This is a genomic window from Gilliamella sp. LMG 34359, from assembly GCF_984569085.1.
On the sequence record NZ_OZ474906.1, the window covers coordinates 48,497 to 67,963 of the forward strand.

At 36.8% G+C, this 19,467-nt stretch carries 18 protein-coding genes; 6 read left to right on the forward strand and 12 right to left on the reverse strand.

Annotated features, from left to right (window positions below):
* Nucleotides 1-93: 93 nt before the first annotated feature.
* On the forward strand, nucleotides 94-1,068 hold the full coding sequence (locus tag AC5LXV_RS00205) for a DUF4272 domain-containing protein (protein ID WP_493467069.1): 975 nt from the start codon (nucleotides 94-96) through the stop codon (nucleotides 1,066-1,068).
* Nucleotides 1,069-1,201: 133 nt separating this feature from the next.
* Here the strand turns inward: AC5LXV_RS00205 and cysG are convergent, their stop codons facing one another.
* The 4 genes from cysG to nirB form a co-directional block, all read right to left on the reverse strand.
* Nucleotides 1,202-2,575: a siroheme synthase CysG gene (gene cysG, locus AC5LXV_RS00210; protein ID WP_110432438.1), complete on the reverse strand. Its 1,374-nt coding sequence runs from the start codon at nucleotides 2,573-2,575 to the stop codon at nucleotides 1,202-1,204.
* 119 nt (nucleotides 2,576-2,694) lie between these two features.
* The gene (nirC, locus tag AC5LXV_RS00215; protein ID WP_493467070.1) at nucleotides 2,695-3,462 is read right to left on the reverse strand and encodes a nitrite transporter NirC; all 768 of its coding nucleotides are present in this window, start codon (nucleotides 3,460-3,462) and stop codon (nucleotides 2,695-2,697) included.
* Between the two features lie 22 nt (nucleotides 3,463-3,484).
* A complete protein-coding gene (nirD, locus tag AC5LXV_RS00220; protein ID WP_110422477.1) occupies nucleotides 3,485-3,817 on the reverse strand; it encodes a nitrite reductase small subunit NirD in 333 nt (110 codons plus the stop codon).
* A 3-nt stretch (nucleotides 3,818-3,820) separates the two neighbouring features.
* Nucleotides 3,821-6,343 carry a nitrite reductase large subunit NirB gene (gene nirB / locus AC5LXV_RS00225; RefSeq protein ID WP_493445479.1) on the reverse strand — a complete coding sequence of 841 codons (2,523 nt, stop codon included), beginning with the start codon at nucleotides 6,341-6,343 and terminating at the stop codon, nucleotides 3,821-3,823.
* A 280-nt stretch (nucleotides 6,344-6,623) separates the two neighbouring features.
* On the opposite strand from nirB, the gene AC5LXV_RS00230 reads away from it, so the two are divergent.
* The 3 genes from AC5LXV_RS00230 to AC5LXV_RS00240 are packed head-to-tail and all read left to right on the forward strand — an operon-like array spanning nucleotide 6,624 to nucleotide 9,479.
* The gene (locus AC5LXV_RS00230) at nucleotides 6,624-7,121 is read left to right on the forward strand and encodes a MarR family winged helix-turn-helix transcriptional regulator (RefSeq protein WP_034883728.1); all 498 of its coding nucleotides are present in this window, start codon (nucleotides 6,624-6,626) and stop codon (nucleotides 7,119-7,121) included.
* 58 nt (nucleotides 7,122-7,179) lie between these two features.
* Nucleotides 7,180-8,322, forward strand: coding sequence for an HlyD family secretion protein (locus AC5LXV_RS00235; RefSeq protein ID WP_181415884.1), 1,143 nt, complete (start codon nucleotides 7,180-7,182; stop codon nucleotides 8,320-8,322).
* Nucleotides 8,319-9,479 (forward strand): ABC transporter permease, encoded by a 1,161-nt coding sequence (locus AC5LXV_RS00240; RefSeq protein ID WP_493467071.1) that lies wholly within the window; start codon nucleotides 8,319-8,321, stop codon nucleotides 9,477-9,479. The genes AC5LXV_RS00235 and AC5LXV_RS00240 overlap by 4 nt, the downstream gene beginning before the upstream one ends.
* A gap of 332 nt (nucleotides 9,480-9,811) precedes the next feature.
* Here AC5LXV_RS00240 and AC5LXV_RS00245 read toward each other — a convergent pair whose 3' ends face one another.
* From AC5LXV_RS00245 to gatA, 8 genes are all read right to left on the reverse strand, one after another.
* Complete coding sequence (locus AC5LXV_RS00245) at nucleotides 9,812-10,468, reverse strand: HAD-IA family hydrolase (RefSeq protein WP_493467072.1); 657 nt, start codon at nucleotides 10,466-10,468, stop codon at nucleotides 9,812-9,814.
* Nucleotide 10,469: 1 nt separating this feature from the next.
* A complete protein-coding gene (locus tag AC5LXV_RS00250; RefSeq protein WP_086359396.1) occupies nucleotides 10,470-11,324 on the reverse strand; it encodes a tagatose bisphosphate family class II aldolase in 855 nt (284 codons plus the stop codon).
* A 21-nt stretch (nucleotides 11,325-11,345) separates the two neighbouring features.
* Entirely contained in the window at nucleotides 11,346-12,284 is a 939-nt protein-coding gene (locus tag AC5LXV_RS00255; RefSeq protein WP_493467073.1) for a hexose kinase, read from the reverse strand.
* A 184-nt stretch (nucleotides 12,285-12,468) separates the two neighbouring features.
* Nucleotides 12,469-13,242: a DeoR/GlpR family DNA-binding transcription regulator gene (locus AC5LXV_RS00260; RefSeq protein ID WP_493460990.1), complete on the reverse strand. Its 774-nt coding sequence runs from the start codon at nucleotides 13,240-13,242 to the stop codon at nucleotides 12,469-12,471.
* A gap of 92 nt (nucleotides 13,243-13,334) precedes the next feature.
* Nucleotides 13,335-14,378, reverse strand: coding sequence for an alcohol dehydrogenase catalytic domain-containing protein (locus tag AC5LXV_RS00265; RefSeq protein WP_493467074.1), 1,044 nt, complete (start codon nucleotides 14,376-14,378; stop codon nucleotides 13,335-13,337).
* Nucleotides 14,379-14,486: 108 nt separating this feature from the next.
* Nucleotides 14,487-15,836: a PTS galactitol transporter subunit IIC gene (locus tag AC5LXV_RS00270; protein WP_493467075.1), complete on the reverse strand. Its 1,350-nt coding sequence runs from the start codon at nucleotides 15,834-15,836 to the stop codon at nucleotides 14,487-14,489.
* Nucleotides 15,837-15,840: 4 nt separating this feature from the next.
* Nucleotides 15,841-16,125, reverse strand: coding sequence for a PTS galactitol transporter subunit IIB (gene gatB / locus AC5LXV_RS00275; protein WP_086359401.1), 285 nt, complete (start codon nucleotides 16,123-16,125; stop codon nucleotides 15,841-15,843).
* 17 nt (nucleotides 16,126-16,142) lie between these two features.
* Nucleotides 16,143-16,595 carry a PTS galactitol transporter subunit IIA gene (gene gatA / locus AC5LXV_RS00280; RefSeq protein ID WP_110432424.1) on the reverse strand — a complete coding sequence of 151 codons (453 nt, stop codon included), beginning with the start codon at nucleotides 16,593-16,595 and terminating at the stop codon, nucleotides 16,143-16,145.
* 442 nt (nucleotides 16,596-17,037) lie between these two features.
* On the opposite strand from gatA, the gene AC5LXV_RS00285 reads away from it, so the two are divergent.
* Together AC5LXV_RS00285 and edd are read left to right on the forward strand one after the other, a co-directional pair.
* On the forward strand, nucleotides 17,038-17,568 hold the full coding sequence (locus AC5LXV_RS00285; RefSeq protein WP_144190057.1) for a gluconokinase, GntK/IdnK-type: 531 nt from the start codon (nucleotides 17,038-17,040) through the stop codon (nucleotides 17,566-17,568).
* Between the two features lie 45 nt (nucleotides 17,569-17,613).
* The gene (gene edd, locus AC5LXV_RS00290; protein ID WP_493467076.1) at nucleotides 17,614-19,419 is read left to right on the forward strand and encodes a phosphogluconate dehydratase; all 1,806 of its coding nucleotides are present in this window, start codon (nucleotides 17,614-17,616) and stop codon (nucleotides 19,417-19,419) included.
* Nucleotides 19,420-19,467 lie beyond the last annotated feature (48 nt).

The window sequence follows — 19,467 nt, forward strand, 5'->3', positions numbered from 1 at the left end:
CTTGATTCAATTGAAAAACAATATTTATAATTATTTAAATCAATTGAATTGATTTATTAACCAAAATTAAGAAAAAATAGGATGAAGTTGTAAATGTCTCTATTAGTCAATGCTTACTCTACACTCACAAATCCAATAGCAATTAATTTTAGTTGTAAAAAATTAAATCAGCGTGGATTGAACTCACTAAATTTTACAGATCACCTTAATGGTTTTATTGGCTATGTTATGCAAGCTGGTGACGGTGAAATGAATTCCCGCCGTTATGAACTGTATCGACATATTCAAAAAACTAAACATCAGTTTACGTTTGAGGTAGAAGAGAATCAATTTGATGAACTAACGATTTGGGCTGAGCAGGCTAATGTTATTTTATTTATGCCCGACGGTACGATTCGCAATCCTAACATGGAGGTACTACAACATCCAGATGGAAAATTTGATATCAATGTTAAAATGCCTTATCCGTCAGAAGCATTACAACGCAAAGCAAAAACCGAGCAGTATTTAGCAACATTAGGGTTACAGCCACTTGCAAGTTTACCACCTGTTGTGGCTGAATCTGAAGTGATACTTAGAACCCCTGATGAAGTAGTAAAACGTGCCTTGGCACTAATGTTAACCGGCATTCAAGCCGAAAGCTTTCGAGAAAATGACCCATTAGATCCCGAAGAATTCAAAACGCGTTGTCCGTTGGGTTTTGCCGCTTTATCAAATATTGAATATGATTTTATTCACGATCCTCAACCGCAAGAACAAGATGTTATGAATATGAGTTGGCGCTATGAAGCCTTATTACCACTACAATGGGCACTAAATTGGCAATCAATATTACCAGAAAATAGTAATCCCGAACTCTCTACCTTAACCTTAAGACCAACAAGTGAACTGCTAGATGCATTAGATTTAAATTACCGCTTACATTGGCTAGCAAGAGATTATCGTCTTAACAATAAATCGTTACCGATAAAAATAATGGAAGGCGTCATTCAAGAGAGACAATATGCTTTAAATTGGCTAACGAATTTTGAAAATGCCGATTGGGATGATGTCGATACTCCAACCTAAACTTTTGATAAAAAAGGCAAAGTGCATATTGTTATAAAATACTTTTAAACAATATTATTTAGGCAAATTGCTTGGTTACAAAAGGCAAGAAAATAAAGAATCGTTTACCTTATCCTTTTCTTGCCAATTGCTGCTAATTGTGAGAAAACCAGTTGAGTTTTTCTCGTAATGCCACTACCGGACCAACAATAATTAAACTCGGGCTACAAGCTTGTAAAGCTAGCTCATCTAGCTCGGATAATAAACCATCGATGACTTTTTGCTTGGTTGTGGTGCCTTCTTCAACAATAGCAACCGGTGTATCACCATTCATACCGTGTTTAATTAAATTTGCTTTAATATTTTCTGCTTGTGATAATCCCATGTAAAAAACCAGTGTCTGTTTTTCAGCCGCTAAACTATGCCAATCTAGCTGAGTACCATCTTTCAAATGACCGGTAATTAAACGAACACTATGGGCATAATCACGATGAGTTAACGGTATACCACTATAGGCTGAGCATCCTGAAGCAGCGGTGATCCCTGGTATTACTGAAAAAGGAATATTCGCATTAAATAATGTTTCTAGCTCCTCTCCTCCCCGACCAAAAATAAAGGGATCACCTCCTTTCAGTCTGACTACTCGCAACCCTTTCTGCGCTTGCTCTAATAATATTTGGTTAATTTGTTCTTGGGGCACGCAGTGAAAACCGGGACGTTTACCAACAAAAATGCGTTGAGCATCTCGCCGAGCAAGATTCATTATTTCATTGGATACTAATCGGTCATAAACAATAATATCGGCTTGTTGAATTTGTTGCAGACCTTTTAATGTCAATAATCCAGGATCACCAGGACCGGCACCAACCAAAACCACTTCACCGCGATAATCAACCGGCTCTGCAAATAATTGATTAGTTAGCCTTTCAACATTTTCTGAATCATTATTAGCTACAGCTTGCGCTAATCTATCATGGGTAAATAGCTTTTCCCAAAATCGTCGCCGTTCAGTCATACTTTGGTAAGTTGCTTTTACTTTATTACGTAGATAACCCGCATATTTGGCTAATTTGCCAATATTTTGCGGCAATATCGCCTCTAATTTTTCGCGTAATAAGCGTGCTAATACGGGAGCATGACCTTCGGAAGATATCGCGACCATTATAGGTGAACGATCAATAATAGACGGCATAATAAAACTAGCGCCTTTAGGTGAATCGACAACATTACAAAATATCCGACGTTTTTCTGATTCAGTGCTGACTTGTTGATTGGTTTGTGGGCAATCGGTGGCAGCAATAACTAACCATTTATTATCAAGCAGTTGGGTAATAAATTCACCTTGCACTAAAACTAGTTGCTTCTGTTCCTGCCAACAGAGAAACTGCTGAGTAAATTCGAGTGCATTAACCGTTAACTTTGCGCCGGCCTCAAGTAATAACCGAGCTTTACGCTCGGCTATTTCTCCACCACCAACTAACAAGCAATCACGGTTTTCTAATTTACAAAATAAAGGTAAATAATCCATAGACTTTTAAAACAACCATTCATATTAATATCTTATTGAACTAAAAAAATTTACGGTTAGCAATCCAACAACGATTAAAAACCAGCAATTTGCGCAATTAAAATCCTATTCTATACTAATTAAGGTCGCTCTGCCTTAGGTGTTGAAAACCAATATCCTAAGCCCATAAATAGTGCTCCTGACACCAAATTACCTAATGAAACCCATAATAAGTTATGACCGATTCCGCCTAACGTGTAGGCATTAGAATGATTGCCAAACCAAGAGAGTGAAAATAACGTCATATTAGCGACACTGTGTTCATAACCACAAGCAATAAATGCCAGTAAGCACCACCAGATGGCAATAAATTTAGCCGAACCTTCAACTCGATTTGCCATCCAAATAGCCAAACAAACTAACCAATTACATAAGATTCCTCGGAAAAATAGTGCCGTTGCCGGTGCAGATGTTTTTGCTAATGCCGCGGCATGCACCAGAGAAGTATCGGTTGCCAATAACGGACTTGCCCCCCAATAAAATAGCGCAGCGACAAAAATTGATCCTAGCAAATTGCCTAACCATGTTTGTGGTAATACACACCACATTTGGCAATGGGTAATTTTTTTTGCCTGAACGCCAAAAGTTAAAAACATGGTATGGCCAGTAAATAACTCTGAGCCGGCAATCACAACTAAGGTTAATGCAATACCAAAGGTTGCGCCCATAACTAAAGGCCTAACCGATGGATCAAGTAAATTACCTAGCGTAAAAATTAAGATAATCCCTAGACCGACGTAAGCTCCTGCCATTGCAGAACTTAACCAAAATCCGATTGGGTTGGTTTTAGCTAGTCGAACGATACGAGCAGCATTAGCCGCACATTTGTTAATTGTTTCTGTATACATTTTCTATTCCTTAGGCAATTAATTAATTAGATTTTATTTGTACAAAATCTTCGTTATCTACTTTGACCTCATAATGAGCAACAGAATAATTTTCATTTTCAAGACAATAACCATCCTTTAAACGAAAACGCTGTTTTTTCAAAGGACTAGCAACCCACAACTCATTTTCATGTTCAGCAATAATACCTCGAGAAAGAACGCTAGCATTAGCAAAAGGGTCAATATTACTAATGGCATAAAGCTCATTAGTATCATAAGGACGAAAAACTGCAACATGCTCTTTACCGATTAGCGCACAGATACCTGTTTCCGGCAAAATATCTTCTAATTTACAGATAGTAATCCATTGGCTCATGATCTATTCTCCTAACATAGCTTGACGTTCTTCAAAAGTAGCAGGGCGATGTTGATCGCGCTCAGGCACAAATTGAACATTATCATCACGTTTAGAACTATTAACAAAATGGGCAAAACGGATTTGTGCTTCAGGGTTATCTACGGTTTCTTTCCATTCACAGACAACTAATTTGCGAATCCGTGCCATCTCTTTTTCTAGTTCGGCATTAATACCTAACTTGTCATCAATAATCACGCTACGTAAATAATCGATTCCTCCTTCAAGATTTTCAAACCAGACCGAAGTCCGTTGTAATTTATCGGCGGTACGAATATAGAACATGATAAAACGATCCAAATAGCGTATAAGTGTCTCTTTATCTAAATCGGCAGCAAGTAAATCTGCATGACGAGGCTTCATACCACCATTACCACAGACATAGAGATTCCAACCTTTTTCAGTGGCAATAACCCCAATATCTTTACCTTGTGCTTCTGCACATTCACGGGTACAGCCTGAAACACCAAGTTTAAATTTATGCGGAGAACGAATACCTTTATAACGATTTTCTAATTCAACACCTAAACCAACACTATCGCCAACCCCAAAACGGCACCAAGTACTACCTACGCAAGTTTTAGCCATACGCAACGCCTTAGCATAGGCATGACCACTTTCAAAACCAGCGGCAATGAGTTCTTTCCAAATCGCCGGAAGATCGTCTTTTTGCGCACCAAATAAACCAATCCGTTGAGACCCGGTAATTTTCGAATACAGATTGTATTTCCTAGCAATTTGCCCTATGGCAATTAAGCCTTCAGGGGTAATTTCCCCACCAGCACTACGCGGAATAACTGAATAAGTACCATTTTTTTGGATATTACCTAAAAAGATATCATTACTATCTTGTAACGGCACAAGATCAGGTTTAAGAATATAATTATTCCAACATGACGCTAATATGGAACCGACTGTTGGTTTACAAACTTCACAGCCATAACCGCTACCATGTTTTTTTATCACTTGATCAAAAGATGTTAATCCTTCCACCCGAACTAAATGAAAAAGTTCTTGGCGAGAATAGTTAAAATGTTCACAAAGCGCATGGCTTACTTCGATTCCTTGTTTCGCTAACTCCAAATTGAGGATTTGTGTTACTAATGGAATACAACCACCACAACCAGTCCCCGCTTTGGTTTCAGCTTTAATTGCAGCGACAGTATGACAACCAGCATGAATAGCCTGAACAATTTTCGCTTTCGTCACATCAAAACATGAACAAATTTGTGCGCTATCCGGTAATGCATCTGCGCCTAATGCAGGTTTAGCGCCGGCATGAGAAGGTAAAATTAAGCTATCTGGATGTTCTGGCAGATCCATATTATTAAGCATTAATTGTAATAAATTACTATAGTCTGATGTATCACCGACCAATACAGCACCAAGCAATTTACTATTATCATTTGAAACCACTAATTTTTTATAGACCGGAATATTTTCGTCTAAGTAAACATAACTCCGGCAACCGAGCGTCTTCGCTTTGGCATCACCAATACTGCCAACATCGACGCCCAATAATTTAAGTTTAGCGCTCATATCAGCGCCTTCAAATTTAGCATTTTCGCCATTCAAATGGGCTAAAGCGACCTGTGCCATTTTGTATCCTGGGGCTACAAGGCCATAAACTTTACCTTGCCAACAAGCGCATTCGCCAATAGCATAAATATCCGGATCGGATGTTTGGCAATAATCATTAACAACAATCCCGCCACGCGGGCCAATATCGAGCTCACATGCTTTAGCTAATTGATCGCTAGGTCTAATACCGGTTGAAAAAACAATAAAATCAATTTCAAGTGATGAACCATCAGCAAATTGCATAATTTTACCTGATGGAGTATGAATAATTTCTTGGGTATTTTTACTGGTATGAACACCAACCCCCATCGCCTCAATCTTCCGACGTAACTGCTCACCACCCATCGCATCAAGTTGTTCCGCCATGAGTACTGGTGCAAATTCAACGACATGTGTCTCAATACCTAAATTCTTAAGCGCTCCGGCAGCTTCTAGCCCGAGCAACCCACCACCAACAACAGCGCCGGTTTTACAATTGCTAGCACAATCACGAATAGCATCAAGATCTTCAATAGTACGATAAACAAAACAATTCGCACCATCGGCACCTTTAATTGGTGGTACCCATGGATAAGATCCAGTTGCAATAATCAACTTATCATAGGGAACTATACGCCCTGTTTGTGAATGCACTTCTTTACATTGTCGGTTAATTAAAGTAACCGGCTCATTAAGTAAGATATTTATATCATTTTCTTGATATAAACCTTCTCGAACTAAAGACAATGCTTCTGCGCTGTGGCCTGAGAAATAGGAAGAGAGATGAACACGATCGTAAGCAACTCTTGGTTCTTGGCAAAAAATAGTGATGTTGAACTTATCTGCCTGCATTTTGTCGATAATTTCTTCGACAAAACGATGTCCAACCATCCCATTGCCAATAATGACGAGATTGGTTTTACTCATAAAAAGCTCCAAATATATTTTTAATTCAATTATTTAATTTTTATCTATTTGATATTTTAAGGAACTTTAAACAGAATATAATTACCCTCAAGGATTACCACTTTAGTGGTAGTGAAAATTATAATTTTGAAAACAATAAGTTATCCATTTTCACCATTTTGATATCAAAAATATATTAGTAGATTAATGTGATAAACATCTCAAATCCCTAATAAAAAAGGATTGCCAATTAGGGTTAAACTAGTATAATTAGCCGACTAAATAAATTAGGTAATAACAATTGAACTACAATTCAAGAATACTTCCTTCACGCGAAACTTTAGCAAAAGCTCAAAGACTTAATGATGAAATTATCGAGGTTTCAGGCGTTGATCTGGTCTTAAGTTTAATCACGACCGCCGATTTAATTCGTTCAAATATCTATGCGCAACTGGCAAAAGATTATGATGTATCCGAAGGAAAATTTGCGTTACTCATGTCACTGTATAGTGAAGGTGAGACCTGCGCTAGCGAGCTAGCATTGAGAGTGGGGGTGACGCCTGCAACCGTTTCGGTAATGGTAAAACGAATGTTAGCCGCACCAGATCCCTTGATATCCATGACCAAAAGTGGAGAAGATGGTCGTTCTCGACTAATCACCCTTACCGCAACCGGTGTAACGCTTATCCAAAAAGCATTACCTAATCACTTAAAATCGATTCGTGCTTTTGCTCAGGTTTTAAATCCACAAGAGCAGGAATCCTTAATTGCAATGTTACGCAAGCTATTGCGCAAATAATTGCCATTAAGCACCAATCATCATAATGTTTTAACCATATACTTAGCTGACTAAATAAATGAAAAATAAACTAAACTTAATTTCAAATTTACCCAAAAACATTAAAATTCCAGCCATATTCTTGTTACTACTTTTAGTTGGATCAACGTTAATTTGTCTTGGTTCAAGAAACGATGCAGTATCTGTGGCTAAAAGTATCAAATCAGGGGTATTAACTGCTGATGAAATCAATGTTGCCTTCCAAAATGTAGGCGGCAAAGTTGTTAAACGCTTTGTCCAAGAATCACAATTTGTCAAAAAAGGCGATCCATTAATGCAACTTGAAGACATTGATACTCAGCTATCAATAGATCGCTTACAAGCGCTAGTTGATAGTCAAACCGCCGCCGTTAAACAAGAACAAGCGGCCATTGAAATCACTGAAAATGAAACGAATCTTAATGAATTATCTACATGGCGCAAAATAGAAGAAGTCAAAGCTAATTTAGAAGCAGCAATCTCTTCTCGAGATTTAGCTAATACTGAATTTCAACGTCATACTCAATTAAGAAAAACCGGTGGCGCGTCACAATCACAACTTGACGCTGCCCGTAATGCCTACATTAATTCGAAAATGCTCGTTGTTCAAATTGAAAGTCAACTTTCAACCTTGATGATTGGTGCAACACCAGAACAAATCGCCCAATTCGAACAAACAAGAAATGCAACAGGTATGACATTGCAGTCCATCACGATTGCTAGACAAAAACTGCAAAATCGCCAAAATCAACTAGCTCAAATCAAAGCTCAACTAGCACAAGCCGAAGCTGATTTAAAACAACTGAAAGTGAATTACAGTCGGCTTACCTTAGTTGCCCCCGAAGATGGCAAAGTGCTAAAACTCATGTTTGAAGATGGTGAAATGGCTCCAGCCGGCGCGCCAGCAGTACTGTTAGAAACTGATCGTAAATATGTCGATATTTATGTTAATGAAAAAATGGTTAATGACTATCAACCGGGTACCAAAGTAAAAGCTAATGTCATCGCTCTGGACAAAACCGTAAACGGTACAGTTCGCTTTGCCACAGCTGCGCCTTCATTTGCTGACTTACGCATGACTCGTGAACGAGGTCAAGCCGATTTAACCTCTTACCAAGTCAGAATTTATATGGAGCCTATTGCAAACCTATTAACCGGTATGACAATTGAGGTGGATCAATGATGCGACAAAACATCATTAAATCTATGCTTGAAGAGCTTGATGCTATGTTATCAGGCCACTTCATCCCTTATTATAAAGTGTGCTTAGGTTTAGCCGCTATCGTATCGCTTGTTTTTTCAATAGTACTAAGCCATGGTTCGGTTTTCGAAGGAAAGATCGCGGTTATTGATCTTGATGGTTCAAATTATTCAACTGAATTAATCAGCAAGGTAAATACTTCACCATTTATCGAAATAACGGAAGTGATTCGGTCACCAGTTAATCCAATTACTTTAGTTTCGCACGATCGTAATTTAGGCGTGTTATATATTCCCAAAGGATTGGAAAAGTCATTGAAGAAAGGCGATCAAACCGTTAAATTGGGTTATTTTGCTGATGATTCAAATGATGCACAAAATGCCAAGGTGATGCAGAGCCTCAATGAAATTATCCCTGAATCCGGTGCCGAATTGAGTGCTGGAAAAGTAGCAGCATTAGGACTGGGAAGAGAAGCAACTGAAGCAACGCTATCGCCGATGCAATTAAAAACAAGAACTATGTTTAATCCGGCTAGTTCATCAACAATATCCACGATTATCTATTTCGTTTACTTTTTTTCGTCATTAACCTATGGATTGACCTCTTTGATGATAGTTGGTCGCTTAAAAACCATGGGAATGTGGAATACCGTTATAGAACGTGGTTTGCTACCGTTATTAGCTAGAACCGTTCCTTATGCCCTATTTTATACCACTGCGTTAACCTTAATTACCGCAATACTGGTTTTATTTGGACAACTACGTTTTGATGGTAATTATTTTGTTTTCGTACCTAGCATATTTATGACTGGACTGGCTTTTGGTTGGTTAGGTTTCTTATTATCTTGGAATACTCATCATCCAGGAGAAGGGGCGAGCAGAATGATTTTCCTTGTGCCACCAGGATTCATCATGGGTGGTTCAACCATGGCGGTAGGTATTATGCCAATCTGGACATTTTATGCCAGCCATGCTTTTCCATTAGTTTGGCTATTTCGCTTCTTCCGTGATATCGGCATACGCGGACGCTCATTTGTCGATATGCTATCAACATATGGGATCTTTATTATTTATTTAACAGTTATCGCTTTTATCGTGATGCTATTTGTTAATCGCATTAAAAATAGCCAAGTAGAATAAAAGAAAAATGGTATATAGTTTAAAGAAAAACTACCAATGGTAAAAATAGAGCCCCAAAATGGTACTATAATCATAGTGATAGAGCATCTATGATTATTGAATATATTTTGTTAAAAATAACATTAGGATTAATAAGCGGTCAAATTAATACCTGCCTTTTGTTCATTTTCAACCTTTAAACAGATCATCGGTAATATAAATTAATAATGGATAACACCGTTGATAATATGTTCAAATCAAGCAGATATTGAACATATTATCAACAATTACTCCATAAGATATTTGCCGATTCAGATGTGATTAAATAAAGTAATAAATTTACTAATCATACTTCATACCTTAATTTTTAAAATTTCAAAATTGTTCTGGTTTAATTTATTGATGACTAACTCGTCAAAAGAATTGATATTTAACATATGATTATTATCAAGTGAGTTAGGAGTGTTAACTGTAATAATTTGACAATGCGCATTCAATGCTGATTCAATGCCCGCTTTAGAATCTTCAAAAACAATACACTCATCAGCAGGTAATCCAAGTAAATCTGCACCTTGTAGATAGCCATCAGGCGCAGGCTTTGTTTTAAAAACCATTTCACCGGTAATAAAAACTTTCGGTTTAGCTACATTGAGAATAGCAAAGCGAGAATCCGCTACTTTTTTGGTACCAGAGGTTACAACTCCCCAAGGAATATTAAGTGAAGATAACTGTTGTAAGAAATGACTTGCACCAGATATTTCATCAATATCTTTGATATCTTGAGCCTCTAATTGTTCCAGCCAATGATACTCTTGTGCGATAAAACTTTCTGGCTTATTCGGTAAGAATAGTTTTATATTATCGATAGCTTTACGGCCATGAATGGTTTTTAATACATAGGAATGATTAAGTTGGTGGCGCTCGGCAAAGCCTAACCAGCAGCGTTCAACTGCTGGTAATGAGTTAACTAATGTGCCATCTAAATCAAATAGAATACCCTTTGCTTGCATATTATAATTTACCTGCACTGCCACAAATGCGAATTTTTTCTTCAACTATTTTCTTCATCGCTGCTTTAGCCGGTTGCATATAGTGTCTTGGATCATTAGCATCTGGATGTATATTAAAGTCTTGTTTTAAAGCATCAGAAAACGCAATTTTTAATTCTGTTGCGACATTTACTTTACAAATTCCTAATGAGATAGATTTTTTGACCATTTCCGCAGGAATACCGGAAGCACCATGTAAAACTAAAGGAATATCAACTTTATCTCGAATTTTTGCTAATCGTTGAAAATCAAGTTTAGGTTCTCCTTTATATAATCCATGAGCAGAACCAATCGCTACCGCTAATGAATCAATGCCGGTTCTTTCAACATACTCTTTAGCAGCATCAGGATCGGTAAAAGCGCTTTGTTTATCATCGACAATCAAATCATCTTCTTGCCCACCTAGACGACCAAGTTCAGCTTCAACACTTGCATTATATTTATGACTGAAAACAACCATTTCTCTTACTATATCAATATTTTCTTCAAATGGATAATGAGAAGCATCAATCATAATTGAACGAATACCTGCTTCGATCTTAGATTTAATATCGCTCAAATTTTCATGATGATCTAAATGCAAAGCAAATGGGAAATGATGAATCTCAGCGGCTTGTTTACAGATACTAATTAAATATGGTGTACCGGCATAACTATAGGTAGCAGGCGTTGCCGCAAGTATAACTGGTGAACCTAACTCTTTAGCGGTATCAACCACAACTTGAATTGTTTCAAGATTATGAATATTAAACGCAGGAACAGCGTACTGCTCACGTTGAGCTTTTTTTAACATTTCTTGGCTGGAAATAAGATACATAATTTACTCCTAATTAAAATTTTAAATAATTTCTTTAATCTCAACTTGTTGATAATATTCATGATAGTTATTCATATTAACAAACCCAGTTTGAGCCTCCATGGCATTTAACATTCCCATAGTCATGGCACGTTTTAACATAACCTCTATTGATTCATTTTCATGTAGACTGACCGCAAGCCCTGCTAAAGTGATATCACCAGAGCCTACTGGATTAACAACATTGATTTTCGGGATGGAAACCTGATAATAGTGATTAAAACAACGAGCAAAAGCACCATTTTTACCTAATGAAATAACAATCAAGGGGATATCATCAAGAGAGTCGTGTTTGAGTGCTTTTATTAATGAATGGCTATCATTAACATCTATATCCATCTGAATAATCTGTTTTAACTCTTCTTGATTGGGCTTTATTAAATAAGGTTTATATTGAGATTTGAGGGTGGTTAGTAACATTTGCCCCGAAGAATCAAGCAAAACCGGGATTTGATATTCACCTGCTAGCTCAATTAAATTCACATAGAAATTGACGGGAAAACCAAGAGGTAATGATCCGGAAATCGTAATAATTTTTACATGATTGAGTAGCTTTTTATAGTGTTGTAAGAATTGTTCAACATCATCATTATTTAACCGAGGACCGGCCTCAAGAATCTCGGTTTGATTACCCTGATGTAAAATTGCTATGCAATTTCTTGATTCTTTTTGGGTTACATAAAAGTTATAAGCTATATTATCTTCATCTAACTGCTCTTGAATAAATTTACCGGTAGTGCCACCAATAATTCCTGTCGCTAAAACAGGAATATTTGAAAAATTTATTCCTCGCGTAACATTAAGACCTTTACCACCAGCGGTTTTTCTTGTATTTGATACCCGATTGACATCATTAATAACTAATTTATCTAAAGAGTATGAAATATCGACTGATGGATTCATCGTAATTGTTAATATCATTTTCTCACCTATGCATTTACATCATTGTGAGAAATAACAATCTTAAATGATCTTCATTTGCCAATATGCTTGAATTCATCGACAACTATGAAAAAATTTCATATTGCAATGAATTACAATTTATTATCTCGCCAACTATTTGAGATCAATATTAAATAAAGTTTAAAAATCGACAGTGACACGATTAAACCGCTATTAAATTAATGCCTTGCTTTGCAAACTCTTGCTTGTATTTATTATCTACATTGGTATCTGTGATGATGACATCAAGTTTATTCAATGGTAATACAATATTAATACCATTACGCCCAAATTTAGATGAATCCAAAACTGCAACGACTTTCTTTGCGACATTCGCCATTACACTGCTAATTGTATAACCTTCATTAAATGTTGTTATTCCTCTTTGTGCATCAATACCATCAGCACCAACAAATAAAATATCAGCAGAGATACCATCTAAAGATTGCTCGGCAATTTTTCCATGAAAAGAGCGGGTTTTGTGTCTAAGTGTACCACCACAAATTAATAACATAATGTCACTATTATCAGATAGGATAAAAGCAGAGGTAAGACTATTGGTAATAACTGTAATGTGTTTAAGTTTTACCAACTCTTCTGCTATCAACATAGTTGTACTACCACTATCTAAAATAATAATATCACCCTCTTTCACTTGTTTAACTGCCTCAATAGCAATACGTTTTTTAGCCTCAATAAATCGCTGATAACGTTCTTCTAATTGCAGCTCTTTAAATGATTTAATGTCATCGTTATCTATAATTTTGGTTGCACCACCATGAAATCGAGTAAGCACTCCTTGCTTTTCTAATAATCGAAGATCTGTCCGTATGGTGACTTCAGAAACATCATATTTCTTGGATAAATCACACACTAACACGGTACTGTTCATATTAAGAAGCTCTATTATTTCTTGGCGTCTTTCACTTGCATTCATAATATTTCCTTTTTCGAAATTATTTCAGCAGTGTATAACAAACAAAATCAAAAGATAAGTTTTCATTTTCAACGATTAAATTAAATCAAAAACTACATGCAATTTAGTAAAATCTTCCCATTCATAGGATGACCATTTAATTCGGTAACTTGTGCAATAAATGTATGAAAGTCACCAATACTGGTAATAAGTGGTTCAAGTTTTATTTTTCCTTCAAGGAAAAATTGGCTCACAAGTTGCCATTCCTCTCCCGGCCATGGTGCAGAATAATTCATCCAACTACCCAAAATGTGTAATTCTTTTCGTAAAATTAAGCTGAAAGTTTTTTCAGAAAGTGTAATGTCATTATGTAAAGTACCAACTAAACCAATTTTTGCTCTAGGTCCGGCTATCTCAATGGCTAACTTAACGGTAACCGGTGAGCCCGCTGTTTCTAGAACAATCTGCTCAAATCGATTTATTGATAACGCCTGAGATATTTCTTCTGGACTAAGATTTTTAGAGTTGTAAACTTGATCGGCACCTAATGATTTAGCAAGATTTAAACGCGTGTCATTAATATCAATAACAGCTATTGATTTAGCCCCCATGGCTTTGGCACATTGCATGGCAAGTAATCCAATTGTTCCGCCGCCGACTATAATGACATTTTTATCTCTGCAACCATCTGCTAATAATAGCGCGTGCATCCCAACAGTCATTGGTTCAAAGAAGGCCCCCTCAAGAGGAGTTACACCTTTGGGTAATTTGAAGGCATTTTTTTTATTTAATACTATATATTCAGCAAAGCCACCACTGATTCTTGAACCAACAAAGGTATAATTTTTACAAAGTGAGTAGTAATGTTTTCGGCACTCATCACATTTAAAACAAGGTAATAAAGGTACACAAGAGATTAAATCACCAATAGCAAATTCTGTAACATCATTGCCAATTTCCGTTACCGTACCACTAAACTCATGACCAAGGGTTATTGGATAATAGTGAGCGCCTTGATGAAATATTCTTGGAATATCTGAACCACATAGTCCAGAATAAGCCACTTTAACTAAAATTTGATCTGAAGATGTTATTTTGGGTTTTTCCATTTCTGTAACAGATAAATTACCCCCATCATTAACGATAACTACTTTCATCTTTTTTCCTTATAGCTAATAAATGATGTTTATTTATGGCTTTCACTGGCTTTCCAGTGAAAGCTTGCAAATGAAATACTTACTGATTGTTGTTAATTTTTAATCTATTTATTCTTTAACTGATAATTGATATCTACGTGCTCTTTTCCATGTCAAAAATAAGCAGAATAGATAAAACAATCCAATAAGAACAAAACCTATAGGTTGTTTTAAATTAACCAACTGAACCATAAGGTAAGTAATTGGTGACCCGCCTTGATCCATTGCCCCAACCAAAATATTGTTATCTGCCGCAATCGTGCCGGCATTAACTGCCAATTGTGTGGTTAATGGGATCATTTGTGTCGCAATCCATAATGTAATGGCAATAATGATTGCCCCCGATATAACAATTCTAAATAAGTTGCCTTGATGGATAGCCACCCCCATAGCAACAAAAAAGCCAATGGTTGCTAAGTCACCGAATGGTAAAACCTCATTACCAGGAAGGATAATGGCAATAAAAATACTTAAAGGAATAAAGATTAAACTTGCCGAAACGACTGTTGAGTGGCCTAATAATAAGGCCGGATCTAAACCAATAAGAAAATCTTGTCCGCCAAATTTAGATTGTAAATGTTTGCGAGCTTGTTTGGATATTGGTGTCAATCCATCCATAATTGGTTTGATTACTCGTGGCATGAGTAACATCACCGCGGCGGTTTGAATAGCAAGTTGTAATGTTTCCTTCACGCCATACCCTGCCAATAAACCTAATAAGATCCCCATAAATAAACCAACGGTTACCGGCTCACCAAAAGCACCAAATTTCTTTTGCATATCGACAGCGTTAAAATTAATTTTGTTAACACCGGGGATTTTTTCAATAACTGCATCAACAAATACCGCTATAGGTCCACAATAAGCTGAGGTACCATGAGGTACAGCTATACCATCAAGTTCAAAAAATTCTTTAGTATCTTTAGCGAACCAGTCTCCCAATTTATAAGCGATAACCGCGTGCACAATGACGCCAACTATACCTAAGTAGTAAGAATTGGTAGCAATATAGACAAGTGCACCAGTAAAGGTCATATGCCAGATATTCCATATATCCACATTGACAACTCTTGTTAATCGCAGAACTAACATCAGGATATTAACCGCAATAGCAATCGGTATTGCAACTAAAGCAATTTGCGAAGCCCATGTCATTGGCGCTGCGCCCGGCCAACCAACATCAACCACTTTTAAACTGATATCAAATCTTTCCGCCATGGCTTGCGCTGCCGGTCCTACCGAACTAGTTAGCAATCCAACCACTAAGCCAATACCAACAAATCCAATACCAATATGAATACCTGCTTTTAATGCATCACCAATTTTCATTCTTAATACTAATGAAAATAGAATAATAACAATCGGCAACATTACTGATGGGCCAAGATCCAAAATGTACTGCATAATTTCAGTAAACATATACTCATCCTTTTAAAATCGATAATATTTTATCTTTTAGCTGCTCAATCCCAACGCCTGAAACAAAAGGCATACCATGAACGATAGGAATATTCCCAAAGGTTTGATCCATCCTTGCTGTAGTGCAGATCAAATCAACATCATCAATAAATGTATTAATTTCATTAATACGACATTGAACCAGATCGAGATCTATACTATTTTCTTGGCACAACTCTTTTATTTCTTCTGCTGCCAGTGTTGAAGTCGCAACAGCTCCTCCACATGCCACAATAATCTTTTTTTTCATAATGCCTCCTAGTCAATTTATTGGTTAATAATCACTTTTTTAAAATGCTCAGCGACTTCATTCGCTTCAGCACTAATTAAAAAGTGATAAAACTCTTTATTTTGTAAATTTGAAAAAAGTGCTTTCAATAGATTCAGTTGATCTTCCGGAGAAGTAACAACCAGTGAAATGATTAATGAAACTTCAACCGTGCTATCTTCATCAGCACGATTGAAAACAACTGGAGATTGAGGACGAATTATATAAATAGCAGGACTAATAGCGTGTTCAGCTTCACAATGAGGGATAGCCACGGCATAACCATCAAGTGCAATACCGGTAGGAAATAGAGCTTCTCTCTCTATTAACGCTTTTAGATGACTTTTTTTAACAATATTCTTTTGTTGTAATTGTTCACTAATAAATGTTAAGGCATCACGCTCATCTTTAAACTTGATATTGTCTTCTAGCAAAAATTGACATTCATTCATGTTTGATCTCCATTATCACTTTACATTTGACTTTCGTTATCTTTCGAAATCAAAAACCATGACGAAAGATTATTTCCTTTCGAAATTAAAAGCAAATGACAAATATTGTTTTTGTGATCGAAATCTATTTTTTAAAAAAAAGTTAAAAAGCGAAAGTTGATGCAATAAGGTAGGGATTGGTTGTGCTGTAAGATAAGAATGAATTTATTTTTTAATTTCAAGAATTGGCGGTGATAGCTAAAATACACTTTATTAAAAGATATATATAAATTAGTAAGTTAGTTATTTTTAGATTTATTTTAGCTTATAGTTATCCAAAAAATCGCTAGTTAACTGATTAACAAAAATATGATCTAAATCACAAAAAAAACTTTTTTATATTGCAATAAAGGATTATAGTGACAAAATGTTACCCGTAACAGATAATTAGGAGAAAGAAGCAATGACGCAACAAAAGAAACATGTTTTCGTTTTCATGGGAGTATCAGGTAGTGGTAAATCGGCTGTGGCAAAACAGATAGCCGATAACCTAAATGCCGCTTTTTTGGATGGTGACTTTTTACATCCAAAAGCCAATATATTGAAAATGCGCAGTGGTACGCCACTAAATGATGAGGATAGGATGCCTTGGTTAAATTTAATTAGTAATGCTGCATTTGCAATGAGTAATGTGAATAACATTTCGATCATTATTTGTTCGGCACTAAAAAGACAGTATCGCGATATTATCCGTGGCGAAAATGAAAATGTGCACTTTATTTATTTAAAAGGAAGTTTTGATGTTATTGCCCAGCGTTTAGCCAAACGTCAAGGACATTATCAAAAAACCGGCATGTTACAGTCGCAATTTGACGCATTAGAAGAACCATCAGCTGATGAAAAAGATGTCTATGCTATCAATATTGAACAGTCGCTAAACGATGTTATTCACGATGCCACAAAGGTGATTAATTCAATATGTCATTGTGAATAAATTGATTGTAACTAAAATTATAATAAATATAATCCAGAGGTTAATGTGAATTCCACTATTTTAGCTGTAACTCAGCGCATTATTGATCGGTCTAAAGCAACACGTGAAGCTTATCTGCAAAAAATAGAACACGCGATGTTAAAAAAAGTCACGCGGGCAAGCTTACCATGTAGTAACTTAGCTCATGGGTTTGCCGCTTGCTGTCTTGATGAAAAAAATGATCTTAAAAACATATTAAAAAGTAATATTGGCATTATCAGTTCTTATAACGATATGTTATCAGCACATAAACCTTATGAATTTTATCCAGAACAAATTCGCAAAGTATTACACGAAATAGGTGCTGTTGGACAAATGGCTGGTGGTGTACCTGCTATGTGTGATGGAGTAACCCAAGGCGAACCAGGCATGGAAATTTCGCTAATGAGCCGAGATGTGATTGCCATGTCAGTTGCTGTTGGGTTATCACATAATATGTTTGATGGCGCACTTTATTTAGGGGTCTGCGATAAAATCTTACCCGGGTTATTTATTGGCGCCTTATCATTTGGCCATTTACCGGCAATCTTTGTTCCTTCTGGACCGATGCCTTCAGGGTTACCAAATAAAGAAAAGGTACGTATTCGTCAACTTTATTCGGAAGGAAAAGCCTCACGCGAAGATCTATTAGAATCTGAATCAGCCTCATACCATACCAGTGGAACTTGTACTTTCTATGGCACCGCAAATAGTAATCAAATGGTCATTGAGCTAATGGGATTACATCTACCTGGAGCGGCCTTTGTTCATCCTGAGACCACATTACGTTATGAACTCACCAATGCCGCGGCAAAACAGATCACTCGGTTAACTAATCAATCCGGTAACTATATGCCAGTTGGTAAAATGGTTGATGAAAAAGTGATAGTTAATGGTTTAGTTGCACTCTTAGCTACAGGCGGTTCAACCAATCTGACTATGCATATCGTCGCTATGGCTAAAGCGGCCGGTATTATTATTAATTGGGATGATATTTCAGACCTATCCACTGTTGTGCCGTTATTATGCCGAATATACCCAAATGGCCCAGCTGATATCAACTACTTCCAAGCAGCTGGTGGTACTTCTTTATTGGTTAGAGAATTATTATCAGGTGGTTTATTACATGAAGATGTTGAAACGGTAGTTGGTCGTGGACTAAGCCGTTATACTAAAGAACCTATTTTGGAAAACGGTAAACTCATCTTCCGTGAAGGCCCAAGCAAATCCTTAGATGAAAATGTGATTGCTTCAATTAACAAACCTTTCAACTCGCATGGTGGATTAAAGGTGATGTCGGGTAATTTAGGTCGCGCCATAATGAAAACATCAGCGGTTACGGCTGAGCACCAAATAATTGAAGCACCAGCCGTGGTATTTAATAGTCAGTATGATTTAGATGCAGAATATAAAGCCGGCAATCTTAACAAAGATTGTGTTGTAGTGGTGCGTTATCAAGGGCCAAAAGCTATCGGGATGCCAGAATTGCATAAATTAATAACACCATTGGGCGTTTTACAAGATCGTGGTTATAAAGTTGCTTTATTAACTGACGGACGACTATCTGGCGCCTCAGGTAAAGTGCCTGCGGCTATTCATGTAACACCGGAAGCCTATGCCGGTGGGTTATTAAGCAAAGTTCAACAAGGTGATATGATTCGTGTCAACGGTCAAACCGGCGAAATAACTTTACTGGTTGATGAGGCCGAACTGGCAGCACGAAAAGTTGAGCCAATTGATTTAACCAATTCACACCAAGGCTTTGGGCGAGAGCTTTATAGCATTATTCGAGAAAATCTTAGATCAGCTGAAGAAGGTGCAGTTAGTTTTTAATCCAATTTATCTGCCGCTAAATGCGGCAGATATGGTTAAACAGCCCGC